Source organism: Embleya sp. NPDC005971 (assembly GCF_040629175.1).
In the GTDB taxonomy this organism is placed as follows: Bacteria; Actinomycetota; Actinomycetes; order Streptomycetales; family Streptomycetaceae; genus Embleya.
On sequence record NZ_JBEXUX010000017.1, the window covers coordinates 22,601 to 42,111 of the forward strand.

The 19,511-nt window shown below is 72.9% G+C and carries 21 protein-coding genes; 9 read left to right on the forward strand and 12 right to left on the reverse strand.

Features of this window, described 5'->3' with window-relative positions:
• Positions 1 to 98: 98 nt before the first annotated feature.
• Together ABZ374_RS17085 and ABZ374_RS17090 are read left to right on the forward strand one after the other, a co-directional pair.
• Positions 99 to 1,142, forward strand: coding sequence for a phosphotransferase (locus ABZ374_RS17085; RefSeq protein ID WP_360311655.1), 1,044 nt, complete (start codon positions 99 to 101; stop codon positions 1,140 to 1,142).
• A gap of 100 nt (positions 1,143 to 1,242) precedes the next feature.
• On the forward strand, positions 1,243 to 1,821 hold the full coding sequence (locus ABZ374_RS17090) for a dihydrofolate reductase family protein (protein ID WP_360311657.1): 579 nt from the start codon (positions 1,243 to 1,245) through the stop codon (positions 1,819 to 1,821).
• Positions 1,822 to 1,835: 14 nt separating this feature from the next.
• On the opposite strand, the gene ABZ374_RS17095 is transcribed toward ABZ374_RS17090, so the two are convergent.
• Together ABZ374_RS17095 and ABZ374_RS17100 are read right to left on the reverse strand one after the other, a co-directional pair.
• Positions 1,836 to 2,645, reverse strand: coding sequence for a hypothetical protein (locus ABZ374_RS17095; protein WP_360311659.1), 810 nt, complete (start codon positions 2,643 to 2,645; stop codon positions 1,836 to 1,838).
• 125 nt (positions 2,646 to 2,770) lie between these two features.
• The gene (locus tag ABZ374_RS17100; RefSeq protein ID WP_360311661.1) at positions 2,771 to 3,640 is read right to left on the reverse strand and encodes a hypothetical protein; all 870 of its coding nucleotides are present in this window, start codon (positions 3,638 to 3,640) and stop codon (positions 2,771 to 2,773) included.
• Between the two features lie 263 nt (positions 3,641 to 3,903).
• Here ABZ374_RS17100 and ABZ374_RS17105 point away from each other — a divergent pair, with 263 nt between their 5' ends.
• Positions 3,904 to 4,689 carry a histidine phosphatase family protein gene (locus ABZ374_RS17105; protein WP_360311663.1) on the forward strand — a complete coding sequence of 262 codons (786 nt, stop codon included), beginning with the start codon at positions 3,904 to 3,906 and terminating at the stop codon, positions 4,687 to 4,689.
• A 489-nt stretch (positions 4,690 to 5,178) separates the two neighbouring features.
• Here the strand turns inward: ABZ374_RS17105 and ABZ374_RS17110 are convergent, their stop codons facing one another.
• On the reverse strand, positions 5,179 to 6,009 hold the full coding sequence (locus ABZ374_RS17110) for an SDR family NAD(P)-dependent oxidoreductase (RefSeq protein WP_360311665.1): 831 nt from the start codon (positions 6,007 to 6,009) through the stop codon (positions 5,179 to 5,181).
• Positions 6,006 to 7,217, reverse strand: a complete 1,212-nt coding sequence (locus tag ABZ374_RS17115; protein ID WP_360311667.1) for an LLM class flavin-dependent oxidoreductase — start codon at positions 7,215 to 7,217, stop codon at positions 6,006 to 6,008. The genes ABZ374_RS17110 and ABZ374_RS17115 overlap by 4 nt, the downstream gene beginning before the upstream one ends.
• Before the next feature lie 299 nt (positions 7,218 to 7,516).
• Between ABZ374_RS17115 and ABZ374_RS17120 the strand changes: the two genes are divergently transcribed.
• A complete protein-coding gene (locus ABZ374_RS17120; RefSeq protein WP_360311669.1) occupies positions 7,517 to 9,202 on the forward strand; it encodes an ATP-binding cassette domain-containing protein in 1,686 nt (561 codons plus the stop codon).
• Between the two features lie 154 nt (positions 9,203 to 9,356).
• Positions 9,357 to 9,869 (forward strand): DUF6228 family protein, encoded by a 513-nt coding sequence (locus ABZ374_RS17125; protein ID WP_360311671.1) that lies wholly within the window; start codon positions 9,357 to 9,359, stop codon positions 9,867 to 9,869.
• A 157-nt stretch (positions 9,870 to 10,026) separates the two neighbouring features.
• Here the strand turns inward: ABZ374_RS17125 and ABZ374_RS17130 are convergent, their stop codons facing one another.
• From ABZ374_RS17130 to ABZ374_RS17140, 3 genes are all read right to left on the reverse strand, one after another.
• Positions 10,027 to 11,019 carry an asparaginase gene (locus ABZ374_RS17130; RefSeq protein ID WP_360311673.1) on the reverse strand — a complete coding sequence of 331 codons (993 nt, stop codon included), beginning with the start codon at positions 11,017 to 11,019 and terminating at the stop codon, positions 10,027 to 10,029.
• 231 nt (positions 11,020 to 11,250) lie between these two features.
• Positions 11,251 to 11,460 (reverse strand): hypothetical protein, encoded by a 210-nt coding sequence (locus tag ABZ374_RS17135; RefSeq protein WP_360311675.1) that lies wholly within the window; start codon positions 11,458 to 11,460, stop codon positions 11,251 to 11,253.
• A 406-nt stretch (positions 11,461 to 11,866) separates the two neighbouring features.
• Positions 11,867 to 12,136: a TerD family protein gene (locus ABZ374_RS17140; protein ID WP_360311677.1), complete on the reverse strand. Its 270-nt coding sequence runs from the start codon at positions 12,134 to 12,136 to the stop codon at positions 11,867 to 11,869.
• An 85-nt stretch (positions 12,137 to 12,221) separates the two neighbouring features.
• Here ABZ374_RS17140 and ABZ374_RS17145 point away from each other — a divergent pair, with 85 nt between their 5' ends.
• Together ABZ374_RS17145 and ABZ374_RS17150 are read left to right on the forward strand one after the other, a co-directional pair.
• The gene (locus ABZ374_RS17145) at positions 12,222 to 12,737 is read left to right on the forward strand and encodes an NUDIX domain-containing protein (RefSeq protein WP_360311679.1); all 516 of its coding nucleotides are present in this window, start codon (positions 12,222 to 12,224) and stop codon (positions 12,735 to 12,737) included.
• Between the two features lie 94 nt (positions 12,738 to 12,831).
• Positions 12,832 to 13,629, forward strand: a complete 798-nt coding sequence (locus tag ABZ374_RS17150; protein WP_360311681.1) for an exodeoxyribonuclease III — start codon at positions 12,832 to 12,834, stop codon at positions 13,627 to 13,629.
• On the opposite strand, the gene ABZ374_RS17155 is transcribed toward ABZ374_RS17150, so the two are convergent.
• Both ABZ374_RS17155 and ABZ374_RS17160 read right to left on the reverse strand, forming a co-directional pair.
• Positions 13,617 to 14,726 (reverse strand): nucleotidyl transferase AbiEii/AbiGii toxin family protein, encoded by a 1,110-nt coding sequence (locus tag ABZ374_RS17155; protein ID WP_360311683.1) that lies wholly within the window; start codon positions 14,724 to 14,726, stop codon positions 13,617 to 13,619. The genes ABZ374_RS17150 and ABZ374_RS17155 overlap by 13 nt on opposite strands.
• Positions 14,723 to 15,682 (reverse strand): helix-turn-helix transcriptional regulator, encoded by a 960-nt coding sequence (locus ABZ374_RS17160; RefSeq protein WP_360311685.1) that lies wholly within the window; start codon positions 15,680 to 15,682, stop codon positions 14,723 to 14,725. Before ABZ374_RS17160 ends, ABZ374_RS17155 begins: the two co-directional genes overlap by 4 nt.
• A gap of 101 nt (positions 15,683 to 15,783) precedes the next feature.
• Here ABZ374_RS17160 and ABZ374_RS17165 point away from each other — a divergent pair, with 101 nt between their 5' ends.
• A complete protein-coding gene (locus tag ABZ374_RS17165; protein WP_360311687.1) occupies positions 15,784 to 17,160 on the forward strand; it encodes an MFS transporter in 1,377 nt (458 codons plus the stop codon).
• Between the two features lie 12 nt (positions 17,161 to 17,172).
• Here ABZ374_RS17165 and ABZ374_RS17170 read toward each other — a convergent pair whose 3' ends face one another.
• Positions 17,173 to 17,544: a helix-turn-helix domain-containing protein gene (locus tag ABZ374_RS17170; protein WP_360311689.1), complete on the reverse strand. Its 372-nt coding sequence runs from the start codon at positions 17,542 to 17,544 to the stop codon at positions 17,173 to 17,175.
• A 102-nt stretch (positions 17,545 to 17,646) separates the two neighbouring features.
• Here ABZ374_RS17170 and ABZ374_RS17175 point away from each other — a divergent pair, with 102 nt between their 5' ends.
• On the forward strand, positions 17,647 to 18,276 hold the full coding sequence (locus tag ABZ374_RS17175; RefSeq protein WP_360311691.1) for an NAD(P)-binding domain-containing protein: 630 nt from the start codon (positions 17,647 to 17,649) through the stop codon (positions 18,274 to 18,276).
• Between the two features lie 85 nt (positions 18,277 to 18,361).
• On the opposite strand, the gene ABZ374_RS17180 is transcribed toward ABZ374_RS17175, so the two are convergent.
• Positions 18,362 to 18,745, reverse strand: a complete 384-nt coding sequence (locus ABZ374_RS17180; protein ID WP_360311693.1) for a DUF488 family protein — start codon at positions 18,743 to 18,745, stop codon at positions 18,362 to 18,364.
• Between the two features lie 99 nt (positions 18,746 to 18,844).
• Positions 18,845 to 19,480, reverse strand: coding sequence for an NAD(P)-binding oxidoreductase (locus tag ABZ374_RS17185; RefSeq protein ID WP_360311695.1), 636 nt, complete (start codon positions 19,478 to 19,480; stop codon positions 18,845 to 18,847).
• Positions 19,481 to 19,511 lie beyond the last annotated feature (31 nt).

Genomic DNA, 19,511 nt, shown 5'->3' on the forward strand with positions numbered 1-19,511 from the left:
GGCCCGGGCGGCGGGCCCCGACCCGGGTGTGGCCGCCGTCGATGCGCGGGCGCGTGGTGCGCGGTGGCCCGGGCGGGGCCGGCTAGGGTGTTCGTTCCATGAGGTTTCGGGTGCCGATGGGCGATACGTTGCGGGCCGCGCTGGGCCCGCCGAAGAAGGCGAAACTCCTGGACAGCAGCCCCCGTTCGCGGGTGTGGCGGGTGGAGCTGGGCGGTGAGCGGGCGATCGTCAAGCAGATCACCGACGGGGGCGACCACCGGTACGGCGCGCCGGAGCGGTTCGCCCGCGAGGTCGCGGGTCTGCGGCTGGCCGCCCGCGGCCCGGTCGGCCCCCGGGTCTTGGGCGCCGATCCCGACGGGTGCGTCATGGTCCTGGAATACCTGGACGACCTGGGGCGCACGGACGACTGGCTGCCCGGCTACGCCGAGGCGTTGGCCCGGCTGCACGCGCTGACCGGACCGGCGGATGCCGGCGCGTTGCCCGCGTGGCGACCACCGACCGGCGCCGACGCCGAGTCGTTCCTGGCCTTGGCCACGACCCTGGGTGTGGCGATCCCGCCGGGCGTGCTTGGCGAGTTGGCCGCGTTGCTCACCCGGCTGGATCCGGCCGGTCGGTACGCCCTGTTGCACGGCGATCCGTGTCCGGGCAACGACCTGCGGACCGTCGACGGGGTGCGCTTCGTCGACTTCGAACAGGCCGCCCTCGGCGACGGTCTGGTCGAACTCGCCTATCTCCGGATCGGCTTCCCGACCTGCTGGTGTGCGATGGCGGTGCCGGCCACACCGTTGGCCGAGGTCGAGGCGGTGTACGCGTCGACCCGGCGGGCGCTGACCGGGCAGGCGGCGGATCCGGGGGCGGGGATCGCCGACGCGTGCGCAGGCTGGCTGATCCGCGGCGACGCGCTGGTCGAACGGGCGCATCGGGATCGCACCGATCAACTGGCCCGCGTACCGGTCGCCGACTTCACGTGGGGTTCGGTCTCGGCGCGCCAGCGACTCGTGCACCGGCTCGGCGTGGTCGCCGACACGACATCCGAGCCGCTGCGGGAACTGGGCCTGCTGGCAAGGCGGTTGCGCGGGCGGATGGTCACCGCCTGGCCGGGTTTGCGGCCGTTGCCGGAGCCCGGGGCGCGGCCCTGGTGAGGGGGCCGGCGGCACGACGCGAGAAAGGGATTGCAACCACTACATGTGAAGTACTATAACTGTAGTCATTGCTGGACGTCACCCATGGAAAAGAGCCCGGATGCGAAAGCTCACGTACCTCGTCGGCACCACCCTCGACGGCTTCATCGCCGCCGAGGACGGCGGTTTCGACTTCTTCCCGGTGGGCGAGGACGTCGTCGCGCACCTGGTCGCCGAATACCCGGAGACGCTTCCGGCGCATATCGCCCCGCACGTGGGAGTCGGGCCGGACACCGAGTTCCGGCACTTCGACACGGTGGTGATGGGCCGGGCCACCTACGAACCGGGTCTGCACGCGGGATTCCCGAACCCGTACGGCCACCTGCGTACGTATGTCGTCACCGGCAGCATCATCGAGAGCCCCGACCCGGCGGTGACCCTGGTGGCCGACGACCCGGTCGCCAAGGTCCGCGAGCTGAAGGCCGAGCCGACCGGCAAGGGCATCTGGCTGGCGGGCGGCGGGCGCCTGGCGGGGACCCTGATGGGCGAGATCGACGAACTCGTGATCAAGACCTACCCGATCCTGATCGGCACCGGAATCCCGATGGTGTCCGGTGGATTCGAGGTCACCGCGTTCACCCGGACGGGTGGCACGGTGCTCGCCGGCGGCATGTCCGTCGCGACCTACCGCCGGACCTGACGCGGCGGCGGCGATCAGTCGAGGGCGAGTTCGAAGTCCCAGACCCGGTGTTCGATGCGCAGGCCGGCCAGGGGCAGGGCCTGGCGGACGGTGCCCTCGGTGTCGCCGTCGAATTCGAACACGGCGAGTTCGCGTACGTTCGGGTGGTTCCGGCGGATCGACTCCACCAGTTCCGCGACCAGGGCCGCGAGGATGTCGGCCGCGACGCCCGGAGCGGTGATCGCCTCGCCCGCGTCGAGGTACGCCCGGTCGCCTTCGACGGCGACGGTGAGTTCGGCGCCCTCGCCGATCAGGCCCACCCGGGGCAGGGGCAGCGCGCGTACCCGCACGGCGGGCAGGCCGCCCGGCGGCCACCACCCGTTCGGGTCGACCGTCCAGATCCGGGCGATCTCGCCGGTGGTGCGAGCCGCGAGCGCCCGGGCCGCCTCGCCCTCCGGGCCGGTCTCGGTGCCGCTCCAATGCAGTACCCGGGCCCCGACGGCACGGGCCTGCTCGGCGGCCCGCCGGTACATCCGCACGAACGCGTCCCGTTCCTCGGCGGTCGCGGGGACCTCCCCGGTACGGGACTCCCGGACCAGTCGGCGTGCGAGCCGATCCGCACGTTCGCCCTGTGTGGTGACCGCGGCCTCGCCGTCGCCGTGGATGCTCAGCCGGCCGAGCGATCGGCCGGCGCGGCGCGCGGTGACGGTCCCGAGACGGGTGCCGGAGGGGTCCGGGTCGGATGCGACGCCGGCCCCGGTGTCCACGGAGGCGTACACCTCCGTGGCCGGCCGTTCCTCGGCCGCCGGGTCGCCGGCCCATTCGAGGGAAATGTCGCGCTTCATGGATCCATGGTGCCCCGGTCGGGACGGCCGCACAGCTCGCGTACCGCCGTCCGGCCGGGTCGTTTCCCGGCCCGGCGCACCGGACCCGGCCGGGTGGTCGGGCCCGGCGGCGGGTGGGCTTTCGGCTACGGGTGCAGCGCGGTCACGATCGCGTCCGCGAAGCGGCCGGCGGCGCCGTCGGCGTGGCCGAGGAACAGGGACGGCTCGGTCAGTTCCAGTTCCAGCAGGGTGGGCGTGCCGTCGGCGGCCGGGATCAGGTCCACGCGGGCGTACAGCAGCGGGCCGACCGGAATCTCGGTCAGCACCCGGGCGGCGACCGCGAACTCCGCGGCGGAGGGTTCGCGTGCCTCGATCCGCTCGCTGCGGAACAGGCCGTCGACCATTTCGGCGGTGCCGTCGAGCATCGGGCCCTTGCGGACGGCGTGGCTGAAGACGCCGTCGAAGTAGACGAGTGCGGTCTCGCCGACGGTGTCGACGGCCTCCAGGTACGGCTGGACCATCACGGTCCGACCGCCCGCGAGCAGGCTGGTGGCGTGTCCGGCGGCGAGCGCGCGCTGCTCGGGTGCGGCCAGGTCGTATCGCTCGGTGTCGCGGGATCCGGCGCTGATCGCGGGCTTGACCACATGCAGGCCGGAGGTGGGCAGCGTCACGGTCGAGTCGGGCTCCAGCCACATCGTCTCCACGACGGGCAGGCCGGCCCTGGTCAGGTCGCGCAGGTAGGTCTTGTCGGTGTTCCAGGCCACGATCGACGCCGGGTTGGCCAGCCGCGGCACGCCCGCGGCCCACTCGATGAACTCCTTGCGGCGCGTCGGGTAGTCCCATACCGAGCGCAGCACCACCAGGTCGTAGGCGGCCCAGTCCACCGTCGGGTCGTTCCACACCACGGCCTCGGCGTGGATGCCGTGCGCGGCCAGCGGGGCGAAGAGCAGGCGCTCGTCCGGGTCGAGGTCCGGCAGCTCGGCGCAGGTGGCGAGGGCGACGCGAGGTTCGATCATGCGGTCAGATTATCCGGATACGCGGATGGAAGATCACCCAAGTCCGGCCGTGTCCCGACCGAACAACCCACGAGGTGGTTGGCGTGTGCTCGCTCGTCGGACGGCGGACCTCGTGGGGGCGTGCGTCGGGTGTGGCGCGGAGACCGGGGTGGAGGCGAGGGCGCGGTCGGCTCGGGCCGGCGATCGCCGTCGGTCCGCCCGCGGGCGTTTCGGTGCGGCCGGCGGGGTGAGAACCATGACAGGGAACGAGGCTTGGGGGCACCGTGGTCGGCACGTCGGACACCGCGCCCTTCGGGCCCGCCGAGATCGTCGCCGTACGCCACGGCGAGAGCATGGCCAACGCGGCCTTCGCTGCCGCTGCCGCCGCCGAAGCCGGCCCCGACCGCACCCCGGTCGACGGGGTGGCCGAAGTGGGCGACGGAGTGGGCGAGTTCGATCCGGCGACGGTGGGTCGGGACGCCGACATCGCGCTCAGCGCCCGAGGCGAGGATCAAGCCGCCGCGGTCGGGCGACGGCTGGCGCTCCGGGCCGAGACGCCGGACGTGGTGTTGGTCTCGCCGTACCGCCGGGCCCGCTCGACGATGCGCATCATCGCCCGCGAGGCGGCCCGGGCGGGACTGTTGTTGCCGCGACCTCGTCGCGACGAACGGCTGCGCGACCGCGAGATGGGCGTCCTGGAGCTGCGGACGGCCGCCGCGATCGAGCGGCTGCACCCGGACGAGGCCGAGCGTCGGCGTCGGGTCGGCGACCTGTACTACCGCCCACCCGGCGGCGAATCCCTCGCCGACGTCGCGCTGCGGTTGCGCACGCTGCTCACCGACCTGCGGCACGAGGCGCCGGGCGCGCACGTGCTGATCGTCGGGCACGACGCGACCGTGCTGATGCTGCGTTACATCCTGGAGGGCCTCACCGAGACGGACGTCGACCGCCTGGTCCGGACCGATCCGGTGGGCAACGCCTCGATCTCCCGCTGGCGTGCGCGCGACGGGCGGCTGCGGGCGATCCGCTACAACGACACGCGGCATCTGCGCGGCATCGACGTGCGCTGAGCGGGCGGGGATCGGGTCGGCGGCCGGGGACCGCCCGGCCGCGGCGCGGTGTTCGCGGCGGCCGACGGTCGGGCACGGGGGAGTGGGCCCGACCGTCGGCGCCTTGATACCCGCGGGGTGGGGGTGCGCCGTCGCGCAGTGGGGGTGTCAGGTCCCCTCCCCTCCCGTTCGGTGCCCTCTGGTTTCCCCGCTGCGAGGCCGGAAAACCGCCTCCGAACGAAGAGGTCGAACCCGGCCGGACCCGGCTTCCAACCGATCGCGGAGACGTCCATTCGAAGGCGATAGCGCCATTACCGAACAGAAATATGACGCTGCGTCAGTAACCGGAAGAGGAGCCTTCCCGCCCTATTTAGTCGCTGATCAGCCGCTTGATCACCGATCCGGCGCTCTGCTCGCAACCGACCGGATCGCCCCATGATCGTCCGCCCGACAACCGTTCGGTCGCCGGGCGGACGATCGCGGCGCCGGCGGATCGCTCCGGCGCCGTGGTCACCCCCGGTCCGACAACCGCTCCAGCGCGCCGATCAGGTCCGGATACCGTCGGGTGCGGGCGCCGCCGTCGACGCCGTAGACGCTGCCGGAGACGAACGAGGCCTCGTCGGAGGCCAGGAACAGGACCACGGCCGCCACCTCCTCGGGTTCCGCGAACCGGCCCAGCGGGGCGTTCTCGACGTATTCGTCGACCACGCCCGGGACATGCCACATGCCGGCGGTGGCCCGGGTGCGAATCAGGCCCGGGGCCACCGCGTTCACCCGGATGCCCGACGGCCCCAGTTCGAGGGCGGCCACCTCGGTCAGGGCGACCACGCCGGCCTTGGCCGCGCAGTACGCGCCCATGCCTCGGCCGGGCTGGACCGCGTTGAGCGAGGCCAGGTTGACGATCGAACCGGCTCGGCCGTCCTGGGCGCGCATCACCCGGCCCGCGTGCTTGACGGTCAGGAACGCGCCGTTGAGGCACAGGTCGACGACGCGACGCCAGGCGGCGTACTCGTGGTCGGCCAGTTCGGCCGCCGTGCCGCCGCCCGCGTTGGCCACCGCGATGTCCAGGCCGCCGAACTCGTCCACGGCGGCTTGGACCAGCGCAGCCACGTCGTCCTCGACGGTCACGTCGCACAACCGGGTGGCGCACCGCTCCGGGCCCAACTCGTCGGCGAGCGTCGTGAGTCCGGCCGCGTCGATGTCGCCCGCCAGCACGTACGCGCCCTCGGCCGCCAGGCGGTGTGCCACGGCCCGCCCGATGCCCGCCGCCGCCCCGGTCACCAGGGCGACCTTGCCCGCGACGCGTCCCGGGCCGGCGCCGCCCTCGATCCGCGTGCTCACGCCGTGCTTCCCTTCGTGTTCTCGTAGTCCTTCACGGCCCCGCCGACAGCGTGCGCGGTCTGGTCGCGCCAGGTCTGGGACAGGCCCACCTGCCAGTCCTGGGACGCGAGCGGGCCGTGCGCGGCACCGGTGAAGTACGGGATCACCTCGCGCGCGATCAGTTCGTAGGAACGCTTCGTCGCCTCCGGGTCGGCGAAGTCGGCGCCCATGAACAGGTAGGTGCCGAAACCGCCGGACTTCTGCCACAACCGCTCGATCTGACGGATCGCCATCTCCGGCGTGCCACAGATGAACGAGCCGGTCGCGTTGCCGTGGTCGATGCGGTCCGCCAGCGGAGTGGACGTGTCCAGCGGGATCGGCAGCACCTTGGCCTGGTAGTTCTGGATGCCCTCCAGGCCGTACGCCACCTCGCGGCGGGCCTGCTCCTCGGTCTCGGCGATGTGCATCATGCCCATCAGCCGCCACTTGGACCGGTCCATGGTCTGCCCGTGCCGACCGGCGACCTCGTTCGCGATGCCCCAGTGCGTGCCCAGCGCGTCGAAGCCGCCCTCCTGGCTCGCCGCGATCGAGAGCATGCCCGCGCCGAACCGCCCGGCGGTACGCGGACCGGCCGGCGAGAAGGTCGCGGCGACGGCGAGCTCCAGCGACGGGTGGGTGTACGGCCGCAACTGCAACCGGGCATCGCGCAGCGTGAACCAGTCGCTCTCCCGGGTCACCGGTTCGCGACCGGCCAGCAGCGCGACGATCGCCTCCAGCGATTCCTCCATCATCGCCCGCTGACGTGCGGTGTCGATGCCCAACATGTGTGCGTCGGAAGCGAGTTGGCCGGGCCCCACGCCGAGCATGACCCGGCCGCGGGTGAGGTGGTCGAGCAGGACCAGCCGATCCGCGACGTGCAGCGGGTGGTGGTAGGGCAGCGAGACGACGCCGGTGCCGAAGCGGATGTGCCGGGTACGGGCCGCGGCGCTCGCGATGAACAACTCGGGCGAAGCGACGATCTCCCAGCCACCGGAATGGTGCTCGCCGATCCACGCCTCGGCGTAACCGAGCCGGTCCAGGTGCTCGACCAGGGCCAGGTCCTGTTCCAGCATCAGGGTCGGGTTGCGCCCCGCTTGATGGAAGGGGGCCAGGAAGACCCCGAACTCGAGCGGACGGCGCTCGCCCAGGGCGACCTGCCGGGCGATCTGCTGCGGTTCCGTGTGTGCCACCGCGACTCCTTGGAATACCCGAAAACTGATGAGCCGTCACCGTTCCAGGTTGCGATGCGCGAATCAATAGTTGCACTATGCGAAAGGTGGTCGGGTCGGCGGTTCGAGCGGCCCGCAGGCCGGCGCCGCTCGCGCCGGTGCGTTCCGTGACGTGCCCGAGGCGCGCTACCGTGCGGGGGAGCCCGAAATGCGTTGGCCCGGTCGGCGTGGAACGGGTAGGAAGGGTTGTCATCCTCGGAACGACCCGTCGAGGACCACCTCGGATCCCCCGACCGCAGGACGAAGGACGCGCGCAGGCCATGGGCTACATCGATGTCAACACCGTCGGCTTCACCCTTCCCGACGGGCGTGTTCTGTTGGACGAGGTCTCCTTTCGGGTCGGTGACGGCACCACCGTGGCGCTCATCGGGGCGAACGGCGCCGGCAAGACCACGCTGCTCCGGATCATCACGGGGGAGCTGAAACCCGACACCGGCGCGGTCGCCCGAACGGGTGGACTCGGCATCATGCCGCAGTTCGTCGGCCGGATCCGGGACGCCTCCACGGTGCGTGATCTGCTCGTCTCGCTCGCCCCGCCGCGGATTCGGGACGCGATGCGCGCGGTCGACGACGCCGAGCTGGCGCTGATGGAGAACGACGACGAGAAGCACCAGATGCGCTACGCCACGGCGCTCGCCGAGTTCGGTGACGCGGGCGGCTACGACATCGAGCCGGCCTGGGACCAGTGTTGTCAGGCGGCGCTGGGCACCACCTACGACGGCGCCAAGTGGCGCGAGGTGCGCACGCTCTCCGGCGGCGAGCAGAAGCGGCTCGCCCTGGAGGCGCTGTTGCGCGGCCCGGACCAGGTGTTGATCCTCGACGAACCGGACAACTATCTCGACGTCCCGGGCAAGCGTTGGCTCGAACAGTCCCTGCGCGAGTCCCAGAAGTCGGTGCTGCTGGTCTCGCACGACCGCGAACTGCTCGCCCAGGCCGCCGACCGGATCGTCACCATCGAACTCGGCGCGGCGGGCAACACCGTCTGGATCCACGGTGGTTCGTTCGGCACCTATCACGAGGCCCGGCGGGCCCGGTTCGAGCGCTTCGAGGAGTTGGGCCGGCGCTGGGACGAGGAGCACGCCAAGCTCAAGGCGCTGGTCCTGATGTACAAGACCAAGGCGGCGTACAACGACGGTCTGGCCTCCCGGCTGCAGGCCGCCCGGACCCGACTGCGCAAGTTCGAGGAGGCCGGGCCGCCGCAGAACATCCCGCGTGAGCAGGACGTCAAGATGCGGCTGCGCGGCTCGCGCACCGGAAAGCGCGCGGTGATCGCCGAGGCGCTGGAACTGACCGGTCTGATGCTGCCGTTCGACACCGAGGTCTGGTACGGCGACCGGGTCGCGGTGCTCGGCTCGAACGGCTCGGGCAAGTCGCACTTCCTGCGGCTGCTCGCGGCCGGCGGCACCGATCCCGAGGTCGAGCACGAACCGGTCGGCGAGACGGTGATCGCACCGGTGGCGCACACCGGTCGGGCCCGGCTCGGGGCACGGGTACGGCCCGGTTGGTTCGCGCAGACGCACGATCATCCCGAGTTCGTCGGCAAGACGCTGGTCGACATCCTCGGTCGGGGCGACGAACACCGCAGCGGGCTGGGCCGCGAAGGCGCCGCGAAGGTGCTCGACCGGTACGAACTGGCCTACGGCGCCGAGCAGCCCTTCGACACCCTCTCCGGCGGCCAACAGGCCCGATTCCAGGTGCTGTTGCTCGAACTCTCCGGCGCCAACCTGCTGTTGCTCGACGAGCCGACCGACAACCTCGACCTGGTCTCGGCCGAGGCGCTCCAGGAGGCCCTGGAAGCCTTCGACGGCACCGTGTTGGCGGTCACCCACGACCGGTGGTTCGCGTCCTCCTTCGACCGCTTCCTGGTCTTCGGCCAGGACGGTCGGGTGCGCGAGACGGACGGCCCGGTGTGGGACGAGGGGCGCGTCGAGCGCGTCCGGGGCTGACCCGAAACCCCCGGGTGGGCGCGGGAGTCGCGCGCCCACCCGGGGGTTCGTCGTGTCGGTGGTGGGGCGGCCCCTTCGCGGACCGGTGGGCCGGTGGGCCCGGTACCGGGAACCGGAATGACGTCGACGGGCCCTCTGCCCTACGGTTCGGCGGATGCATCCTCACTTCGACGCGGCGAACGAATCGAACGAGCCGACCGGATCGACCGACCCGAACGACGTGATCATCCGGTGCAACGACAATCCGGCCATCCGGATCCGCCTCCGCGACGCGGTCAACCCCGACGACGAGGTCGCCGTGCGCTTCACGGCCTCGCGGCTGGTGCACTACACCGTCGAGATCCACGCGCCCGAAATGGCCGCGCAGCTCGATCGGGTGGTCGGCTGGGTCGGCGAGACGAGGGAGATAGACGGCTTTCTGACCGATCTCGCCCGGGACTTCGGCGGCTGGGACGGCGAACGCCGCTGGCACACCGACGATCGTGATCTCACCGTCACGGCGGCCTTCCGCTCCGGCGGGCGGGTCGAACTGACCTGGGAGCTGCGACCGAGACGGCTGGGCGGCTGCGGTTGGGCCGCCTCGGTGACGCTGGTGGTGGAGACGGGCGAGCAACTGGCCGCGCTCGCGGGGGACGTGCGCCGGTTTCTCTCGCGCGCGGACGGGTGACCGCCCTCGGCTCGATCCCGCGGCGACGCGGGGGCGCCCGCCGCCGTCCGCCGCGGCCCGGCGGAACCGGCCCGGCGCGAGCGCGGTACGAGCGATCGACCGGCGGTGCCGGCGCGGGAATCGGGCGACCGGGCGGCACCGGGCGCCGGCCTCGGGTTCACCCGTGCTCGGCGAAGGCCGCGACGAGGGCGCCTCGGTCGGCGCCCGAGGCGATCAGCAGGCGTAGCAACACCCGGGCCTTGTAGGGGTCGAGCAGGCCGGCGTCGAGCAGACCGCGGCGTTGCAGGTCGGTTTCCGAGCCGGCCCCGCCGTAGGTGTGCCGCAGCACGGAACCGGCGCCGGTGCGCGAGGTCAGCACGACCGGGATGCGCGCGGCCAGTTCGCCGAGCACCGGCGCGAGGGCCGCCGGCACGTGGCCGACGCCGAATCCGGCGACCACCAGGCCCCGTTGGTCGGTCGGGTAGTCGGCGAGCAGCGCGCCGTCGTCGTCGAGGGCGACCGTATACAGCGCCACCCGGGCCGAGGCGAGCGCGGCCGGCTCCGGGATCGGCAGCGGCCGGTGCGGCGGCGGGGTGGCCAGGATCCGTACCCGGCCCTCGACGACGACCCCCAGCGGTCCGGTGTCCGGCGAGCGGAAGGTGGCGGTACTCGTACTGTGCGTCTTGCGCACCCGGCGCGCCGCGTGGATCTCGTCCGCGAACACCACCGACGCGCCCAGCCCACGGGCCGATTCGGCCGCCGCGACCCGGGCGGCGGCGAGCAGGTTCGCGGGGCCGTCGGGCCCGGCCAGCGTCGGGTTGCGCATCGCTCCGGTGAGCACGAACGGCTCCGGATGCGGCCAGACCAGGTCGACGAGGTAGGCGGTCTCCTCCAGTGTGTCGGTGCCCTGGGCCACCACGACACCGGTCGCTCCCGCGGCGACCGCGCGCGACGCGGCGGCGACCACGTCGAGGACCTGGGTGAAGGTCAGGTTCCCGCTGGACACGGCCCGTACGTCCTGCACGTCGAGCGTGATGCCCGACTCGGCGAGGCCCGGTACGGCGGCGGTCAACTGCGCGCCGGTCAGCCGGGCGACCACCGTTCCGGCGTCGGCGCCGACCGCCCCGGCCATCGCGATCGTGCCCCCGAGTGTGAACAACGCGACGCTCATCGGCAGAGCCTCTCCATCGATTGCTTCGGCGAACGCCGCCAAGGTAGCCGCCCGGGCGGTGCGCGCGGCGGCGCGGTGCCGCGGTGGACCGGGGTCGGGCACCGGGCCCGGACGTGCAGCGACCCCGAGGGACTGAGGTCCACTCGGGGTCGCCGGGGGGTTTCGGTGTTGCGTTCGGCCGTCGACATCGTCCGGTCGGTCCGGACCGCGTGTCGGGGGTCACCGCCGCGGTCACCGGGTGAGCAGCTGCAGGTTCCGACGCATGCGTACCGATTCGATCGCGGCGGCGCTCTGCACCACCGCCTCGTGGGTCGCGCGCTCGGCGCGCCGGGCCTTGGCGGCGGCCCGCCGGGTGCGCAGCGCCGCCATGACCAGACGGTCGCGGTCGGCACCGGCGAGAAGCTCCTGCTGACGGCTCTTGTAAAGCTCGTACTCGATCACTGTGTCCACCTTCTGTTACTTCGACCCGGTCTCCCCGGCTCGTGGTAACAGCTTCGCGTGCCAGTGGGGGGCCGGGCATGAGGCGGATGCCGCATCTATGCCCACCCCCGACCACCACCCGATACCTAAGCCGCGCCGAGGAGCCCTAAGGCGACCTAAGGCGGGGTAAGGCGGCCTAAGGCATTCCCCGAGGCACCCCCCTGTGCCCCCTGACGCACCGCTTTGCGACTCCGGCGGCGGCCCGGCCGCAGTGTGGGTGCGCTTCGCCGGTCGGGCGGTCGGGCGGTCGGGCCCGGCGTCGTCGATGTCGAACACGGCCACGGTGCTCCCGTGTTCGTGTCGACCAACTCCAGCCGCAGACCCGGGACTCGGCCGAAGGTGCCGGCGTCGGTCGAGGCCGCCAGGATCACCGCGTCGAGATCGGCCGGCGCGCGGTGAGGTCGATGGCGACCACGTGCGACCCGGGTGGTCCGCCCCGGTGGGTCACCGCGCCCGAGGGGTGGTTCGGCTGGTTGTGGAAGACCGGATCCGCGTCGCCGCCCGCCCGACGGTCGCCGTTCACCAGCAGTGCGGACACATCCACGTCCGGCACGCCGGGACCCGGTCGCCAACCCAGGGTGGCGTGCAACGTCGGCGTCGACAGCGGGGTGTTCGCCCCCTTGGCGAGCCTTGTCATTCGCCCACCGTGCCACAGGACCCGGTCTGCGGTGCGGGGACGGACCGATCGAGCCTGCTTCGGCAACCGCTGCCAGGATGGCGGCATGGCGTCAACCGTGCTCGCATCGCTGACCGTGCCCTGGATCCCCACCGCGCACCGGCTGGACGTACTGCGCTGTGCCGACCTGCCCGAGGGCCACACCGTCACCACCGCCTTCGTGCTCGCGCTGGACGGCCTCGGGCGCACCCTGCTGACCCGGGTGGACCGGCCCGGACGCGGCTGGGAGGTGCCGGGCGGACACCTGGAGCCGGGGGAGACGCCGGCCCGGGCGGCGGCGCGCGAGTTGGCGGAGGAGGCGGGGCCGCGGGTGGCCGCCGAGCGGCTCACCCTGTTCGGTGGCCAGCGGATCACCCTGCTGGGCACGCCGCCGGCCGGCTACCGCTATCCGACCCGGGCGTTCCAGGCGTTCTACACGGTGCGGCTGCCGGGGCCGGGCGCGCCGACCCGGCCCGACGCCGGGTCCGAGTGCGACGCGGCCGAGTGGGTCGAGGCGGACCGGGTGGCCGCACGTTGCCCCGACGCGGCCTGGTCGGCGCTGCACGCCGCGCTGCTCGGCTGAGGTCCGAGGGCGGCGCCGCCGATCGCGGGCCGGCCGACCCTCGCCGGCTCACCCCCCGGCTTCGCGCCGCCCCGAAACGGGCTAATCTGCACCGATGATCACCGTCTCCACCGCCAACGTGAACGGCCTGCGCGCCGCCGCCGGCAAGGGCTTCACCGCATGGCTGAACGCGACCGAGGCCGACGTGGTGTGCCTGCAAGAGGTACGGGCCACGCCCGAGCAGCTCACCGACGAGGTACGCGACCCCGAGGGCTGGCACGCCTACTACGCCCCGGCGACGGCCAAGGGTCGGGCCGGCGTGGCCGTGTACAGCAGGGTCGAGCCGAGCGCGGTGCGGATCGGATTCGGCTCGGCCGAGTTCGACGCGGCCGGCCGGTGGATCGAGGTGGACCTGCCCAAGGTGACCGTGGCCAGCCTCTACCTGCCCACCGGGGAGGCGGAGACGCCCAAGCAGGACGAGAAGAACCGGTTCATGGCCGACCTGGTCGCGCACCTCAAGGTGATGCGCGCGACGGCGGCGATCGGCGGGCGCGAGTCGCTGGTGTGCGGGGACTGGAACATCGCGCATACCGAGCACGACATCAAGAACTGGAGGGGCAACGTCAAGAAGTCCGGCTTCCTGCCCCAGGAGCGGGCCTGGCTCGACGAGTTGTTCGGCGCGGCCGACTGGCACGACGTGGTCCGCCGGATCCACCCCGACGGCCCCGGCCCCTACTCGTGGTGGTCCTACCGCGGCAAGGCGTTCGACACCGACGCGGGCTGGCGGATCGACTACCACGTGGCGACCCCGAAGCTGGCGAACGCGGCCGTCACCGCCGTGGTCGAACGCGCCGACACCTACGCGGAGCGCTGGTCCGACCACGCGCCGGTGACCGTGGCCTACGAGATCTGAGCCCCCCGCGACACCCGCGGCGAGCCGGGCCGGTCCGCGAGCGACGCCAGGGCGCGGGCGAGTCCGGCCGACCAGGTCGCCGCGCCGTCCCGGGCCGCCGGGTGCTCCGCGCGGAACCGCTCCCAGTCGGGCACCGGCCAGGCGCCGATCTCGGGTGCGGTGATCGGCGCGCCGCCCACCACCCGGTCCAGCAGCCCCGGGGGCAGCCGCAGATGCGGGGATTCGGCGAGCAGGACCGCGTCGTACAGGTCCTTGGCGAAGACACCGCCTCGCGCCGCGTCCCGGCGCAACCAGCGCAGCTTCCAGGCCAGGGACAACGCCCGGCTCGCCGCCGGCACCACCACCGGCGGCCCGCCGCCCGTGCGTGGGATCGCCATCCACCGGGCCGGCTCCGGCATCGGCTCGTCGAAGGCGTAGTCGACCCGGATCGTGCCTTCGGGCAGCCCGTGCGCACGCCAGGGGACGATCAGCCGCACGCCACCCTCGCCGCCTTGGTACCCGCCCCCTTCCGCGTGCGCCCAACCGCCGTCCAGGACCACGCCGGCACCCGCGTCGGGGCACTCGCGCAGGGCCTCGACGAGTTCGTGATGCGGCGACTCGCCCGCGTCGTCCCCCTCCTCGCCGTCGTCGGACGGCCCGTCGTCCTCGTCGTCGCCCCAGCTCTCCACCCGCACCCACGCGGTCCCCTCGGGCGGTGGGCAGGCCCGGATGCCTCCGGTGTCGAACTCCTCGTCGCACCACAACTCGGCCGCACCCGCGCCGGCGAACACCTCGGGCCACTCCTGGACCGCCGCGCGGTGCGCGACGTACGGGTGCGGGTCGAGCAGTCCGACCGGGCGCACCGGGGAACGGGCCACCACCCAGTCCAGGTCGCCCGGCTCCCGCGCCGCCGCCCCCAGCCACACGGTCAGCGGCATGCTGCCGCGCAACACCAGCGCACTGCCCGAGGGCCCCTCCGCGGCCAACCGCAGCGCGTGCTCCAGCGCCCGACGCCGGGCGGCCCACCAGCGCCGCCGCTGGGCCGGGTCGGCGAACACGGGTACCTCGATGCCGCCGCCGCGATCGGAGGTCGCGCCGGTCGGGACGGTCGCGGTCACCCGGACAGCCGGGCGGGCGGGAGCGCGCAGGCGGGTTCGTCGGGTCGATCCGGCGGCACGCCGAGGGCCGAAGTGGGTTGGGTCCAGCGGGACTTCCGCCGGCACGCGGCGCAACACCAGTGCGTGGTGGTCATCGCCATCAGCTCGGCCAGGCGCCCGCGCGTGACGTCGTCGGCCGGCGTGTACACCAGCATCCGGGTCTCCGGCACGCTCAACAGCAGTCGGGTGCCCGCGAATTCCATCCGGCCCAGCACGTTGTGCACGATCCGCTTGACGTGCCGATTGCCCGAGCCGACCTCGCGACGGGCCCACAGCCGGGCGAACTTCGGGCTGCAACTCGCCAGGCGTCGCACGAACGACTCCCACTCCGGCTCGCCCACGTGCCGGGCGAACGCGGCCTGCAACTCGGCGACCATGCGCGGCTCCTCGAAATCCCGGTCGAGGAACGGATTGCACGGGTCGGGCGACATGAACGTGGCCCAGATCACGTTGCGTTCGTCCGGCGCCTGCTCGACCAGGCCGGGAAACATCTTGTGGTACGCCTCGTTCCAGGCCAGCACGTCGTACCGGGCGTTGTACACGGCGGCCGGATTCGGGACCAGGCCGTCCAGGATCTGCTGGATCTCCACCGGCAACGTCGTGCCCGACTGCGTTTCGATCTCCCAGGGCACCTGCGCGAGTCGGTACAGGTGGGTGCGCTCGGCCGGGTCGAGCCCCAGCGTGCGCGCGACCGCGTCCAGCACCTGCACGCTCGCGTTGATCGGGCGACCCTGCTCCAACCACGTGTACCAGGTCACCCCCACGCCGGCGAGCATCGCGACCTCCTCGCGACGCAACCCGGGGGTACGCCGGCGCAGGCCCGGCGGCAGGCCGACGTCCTCCGGGGTCCGGCGTTCGCGCCGGCTGCGCAGGAACGCGCCCAGTTCGGTGCGTCGGCTCGCGGTGTTGGTACCCATCCGGCCATCCTCGCCTCTGTTCCGATCCGCTGCCAGGTGCTCCGGGTACCAGGATCGACAGACTCTCGGCAACAGGATCGCGCGGCCCGCACGCTCCTGGCATGACCACCACGACCGCGGCGCCGGACACGGCGCGACGCGCCCATCCGCTGCTGCTGACCGCATTGCTGACCGCTCAGTTCATGGCGTTGTTGGACACCTCCGTCGTCAACGTCGCCGGCCCCACGATCCGTACCGACCTGGACACCAGCGGTGCGGGACTGCAACTGGTCATCTCCGGCTACACCATCGTCTACGCGATGCTCATCGTCACCGGCTCGCGGCTCGGCGGCCGGCACGGCTTCCGGCGGGTGTTCGGTGTCGGCCTGATCGTCTTCACCGCCGCATCGCTGCTGTGCGGCCTGGCCTGGGACGAAACCTCGCTGATCGCGGCCCGCGCGGTCCAGGGCGGCGGCGCCGCGCTGATGGTGCCCCAGGTGCTCAACCTGATCCAGGCCACCTACACCGGCGCCGACCGGGCCCGGGCGATGGGTCGGTACGCGGCGACCATCGCGGGCGGCATGGTCGCCGGCCAGGTATTGGGCGGACTCCTGGTCAGCGCCGACCTGTTCGGGCTGTCCTGGCGGCCGGTGTTCCTGATCAACATCCCGGTCGGGATCGTGCTGTACCTGCTCGCCCGCCGGGTGTTGCCGACCGGTGGGACCCCCGCGGCGCGCGGTCTGGACGTCCCGGGCCTGGCGCTGCTCGCCCCCGCGTTGCTCGCGCTGGTCGTGCCGTTGGTGATGGGGCACGAATTGCACTGGCCGACCTGGGGCTGGGTCGGCCTGGGGGCCTGCGCGGTGTTGTTCGTGCTGTTCGCGCTCGTCGAACGACGTGTGTCGGCGCCGCTGATCCCGGTCGAACTGCTGCGGATGCCGGGCGTGGTGGCGGGGGCGGTCACGCTGTTGTTGGTGATGACGGCGTTCGGCGGGCTGATGTTCATCACCGCGCTGTACGTGCAGAGCGGTCTGGGCTACAGCGCGTTGGAGGCGGGGCTGACCTTCATCCCGTCCTCGGCCGTGTTCGCGACGGTGTCGCTGCGCTGGCAGCGGTTGCCCGCGGCGTGGCATCGGTGGTTGCCGACGATCGGGATGCCGATCGGCGCGCTCGGGTTCGCGGCCACCGGGTGGGCGTTCGGCAGCGGGCAACCGTTGGCGATCCTGCTCGCCACGATGATCGTGAGCAGCTTCGGGCTGGGCGTCGCGTACAGCCCGGTGATGATGCTCGCGCTGGGCCGGGTCCCGTTGCCCAGGGCGGCGGACGCGTCGGGGCTGATGGTGACGATGATCCAGCTCGGGCAGGTGCTCGGGGTGGCCGCCTTCGGCACGCTCTACCTGTCCGTGGGTGCCGACTTCCACCACGCCGGCGAACTGACGGCCTGGGCGATCGCTGCGACGGCGCTGGTCACCACGGCGCCGGCGGCCCGATTGGGCCGGTGATCGCCCGCCGGCTCAGCCGGTGTCCGCCGCGGTGTCCGCCGCGTCCTGGGCGGCCAGGACGCGGTGGCCGTGTTCGAGCGACCAGGCGCCGAGTGCGTGGAACGGGACCAGGAGGCTCTCGCCCAGGTCGGTCAGCGCGTAGTCGACGCGCGGTGGAGCCTCGGCGTAGGCCCGGCGGCACACCAGGCCGTGGTACTCCAGCCTGCGCAACGTCTCGTTGAGCACCTTGGCGCTGATCCCGCCGATCCGCGCGGCCAGGGCGCCGGGCCGCATCGGGCCGTCGGCCAGGGCGAAGACCACCACGCTGTTCCAGCGATTGGTGAGCAGGTCGAAGCCCATCCGGGCGCGGCAGTCGGCGACGTACTCGCCCTTGTGCGTGGTCATCGGCCCATTGTGGCCCGGTCGATGGACACCGAATGGTGCGGATCGGGCCGCCTAGCTTCGAGGAATCGGAGACGGCCCGGCCAAACGAGCGGAGCAGCGGCTGTGCGAATCGGAATTCTGGGTGCGGGCAACATGGCGGGCGCGTTGGGCGCGAAGTGGGTCGAGGCCGGGCACGACGTGCTGATCGGGGCACGTTCGGCGCCGCGCGCGGAGGAGTTGGCGAAGCGGATCGGGGCGCGGGCGGGCGTTTTCGCCGAGGCGGCCGAGCACGGCGACGCGGTGTTGGCCGCGATCGGGCACGCGGCGACCGCCGAGGTGGTCGTGCCGGTGGCCGGTCTGCTGGTCGGGAAGGCGCTGTTGGACTGCTCGAACCCGATCGTGCCCGGGCCGGACGGGCTGATGTTGACCACCGACGGCGAGCCGTCGGCGGCCCGCACGCTCGCGGACGCGGCGCCGGGGGCGCATGTGGTCAAGGCGTTCCACCTGGGCGCGGCCGAGTTGTGGGCGGGGCCGCATGGGCGGGGGGTCGCGGTGCCGTTGTGCGGGGACGACCCGGCCGCGCTGGCCGTGGCGCACACGTTGGTCGCGGCGGTGGGCGCGGTGCCGCTGTCGGTCGGCGGGCTGGACCGGGCGGGTTACCTGGAGGCGACGGCGGCGATCGTGATCGGGATGTGGTTCGCCGGCCAGGATCCGCGGACGATGTTGCCGGCGGCCGAACACGCGCACGGTTAGGGTCGCGCGGCGCGCTCGGCGGATCGGGGCGGGCCTGCGACTCCCCACGGGTGGGGCGCAGTTGCGGCGTGGTCGGGGACACGGGCTACGAGCCCTCGCCCAGGTATTCGACCAGGACCGGGGCGTGGCTGTGGTCCGGGTCGCGGACGGCGGTGAGCAGGGTGAGGCGGCCGTCGCCCGCCCGGGTGAGCAGCGCGGCGCGGGCCGCGTGCGCCGGCGCGCTGTCGAGTTCGTCGCGGTAGCGGGCGCGGAACACCTCCTCGGCCAGGCCGCCTGTGTGCCAGGCCCGGCGCAGCTCGGTGGAGGGGGTCAACTCCTTGGGCCACTCGTCCAACCGCGCGTCCGCCTTGGCGATCCCGCGCGGCCACAGCCGGTCGATCAGGACACGCAGACCGTCGTCCGGATCGACCGGCTCGTATACCCGGCGCACGGTGATGGTGGGTCCGCCGGTGGTGCCGCGTCGAGCCATCGTGCCTCCCGCTCGTGTGTGGTGATCGATGGCCTGTACCCGACTCGTGGCGATCCCACCGGCGGGCGATCGGGCGGCTCGGCCGGGTGCCTCGGCGATTCAGTACGCGATGCCCAGCGGTCGGCGGTAGGTCGCCGGGTCGTCCAGGATCGCGAGCATGGCGTGCGCGAGGTCGGCCCGGGCGATGGTGCTGCCGCGCGGGACGCTGCCGCCGATCTGCGTGCGGTAGGTGCCGGTGCCGCGGCCCTTGGTGAGCATCGGCGGCCGCATCGCGGTCCAGTCGGCGTCGCTGCGCGCCAACTCGGCCTCCATCGCCGCCAGGTCGGCGTACACCGTCCTGAGCGACGCGCGCAGCATCGGGATCAGCGCGCCGCGCACGAACACCGAGTCCTCGCGCGGCGTCGGGCCCACCGGCGCCGCGCTGATCGTCACCAGCCGGCGCACGCCGGTGTCGGCCATCGCGGTCAGGATCGCGGCGGTCGCCGCCGCGGCGATCCCGGTGCTCTTGCGGCCGCGCGGTCCGATCCCGGACAACACCGCGTCGTGGCCCTCGATCGCCTCGTGCAGCTCGGCCGGATCGGTCACGTCGGCCCGCAGCAGCTCGATGTTCGGGTGTTCGAAGGCGGGGCGGGACGGCGCCCGGACCACGGCGGTGATCTTGTGTCCGGCGGCTGCGGCATGGCGCAGGACGTGCTCGCCGGTGGCACCGCTCGCCCCGAAAACGGTGAGTCTCATCTTCTGCCTCCCGAGGTGGGTGAGTGAAGGT

Coding starts and splice junctions, on each gene's coding strand:
- ABZ374_RS17085 (WP_360311655.1), top strand. CDS start 99: ATGAGGTTTCGGGTGCCGATGGGCGATACGTTGCGGGCCGCGCTGGGC.
- ABZ374_RS17090 (WP_360311657.1), top strand. CDS start 1,243: ATGCGAAAGCTCACGTACCTCGTCGGCACCACCCTCGACGGCTTCATC.
- ABZ374_RS17095 (WP_360311659.1), bottom strand. CDS start 2,645: ATGAAGCGCGACATTTCCCTCGAATGGGCCGGCGACCCGGCGGCCGAG.
- ABZ374_RS17100 (WP_360311661.1), bottom strand. CDS start 3,640: ATGATCGAACCTCGCGTCGCCCTCGCCACCTGCGCCGAGCTGCCGGAC.
- ABZ374_RS17120 (WP_360311669.1), top strand. CDS start 7,517: ATGGGCTACATCGATGTCAACACCGTCGGCTTCACCCTTCCCGACGGG.
- ABZ374_RS17125 (WP_360311671.1), top strand. CDS start 9,357: ATGCATCCTCACTTCGACGCGGCGAACGAATCGAACGAGCCGACCGGA.
- ABZ374_RS17130 (WP_360311673.1), bottom strand. CDS start 11,019: ATGAGCGTCGCGTTGTTCACACTCGGGGGCACGATCGCGATGGCCGGG.
- ABZ374_RS17140 (WP_360311677.1), bottom strand. CDS start 12,136: ATGACAAGGCTCGCCAAGGGGGCGAACACCCCGCTGTCGACGCCGACG.
- ABZ374_RS17145 (WP_360311679.1), top strand. CDS start 12,222: ATGGCGTCAACCGTGCTCGCATCGCTGACCGTGCCCTGGATCCCCACC.
- ABZ374_RS17150 (WP_360311681.1), top strand. CDS start 12,832: ATGATCACCGTCTCCACCGCCAACGTGAACGGCCTGCGCGCCGCCGCC.
- ABZ374_RS17160 (WP_360311685.1), bottom strand. CDS start 15,682: ATGGGTACCAACACCGCGAGCCGACGCACCGAACTGGGCGCGTTCCTG.
- ABZ374_RS17165 (WP_360311687.1), top strand. CDS start 15,784: ATGACCACCACGACCGCGGCGCCGGACACGGCGCGACGCGCCCATCCG.
- ABZ374_RS17170 (WP_360311689.1), bottom strand. CDS start 17,544: ATGACCACGCACAAGGGCGAGTACGTCGCCGACTGCCGCGCCCGGATG.
- ABZ374_RS17180 (WP_360311693.1), bottom strand. CDS start 18,745: ATGGCTCGACGCGGCACCACCGGCGGACCCACCATCACCGTGCGCCGG.
- ABZ374_RS17185 (WP_360311695.1), bottom strand. CDS start 19,480: ATGAGACTCACCGTTTTCGGGGCGAGCGGTGCCACCGGCGAGCACGTC.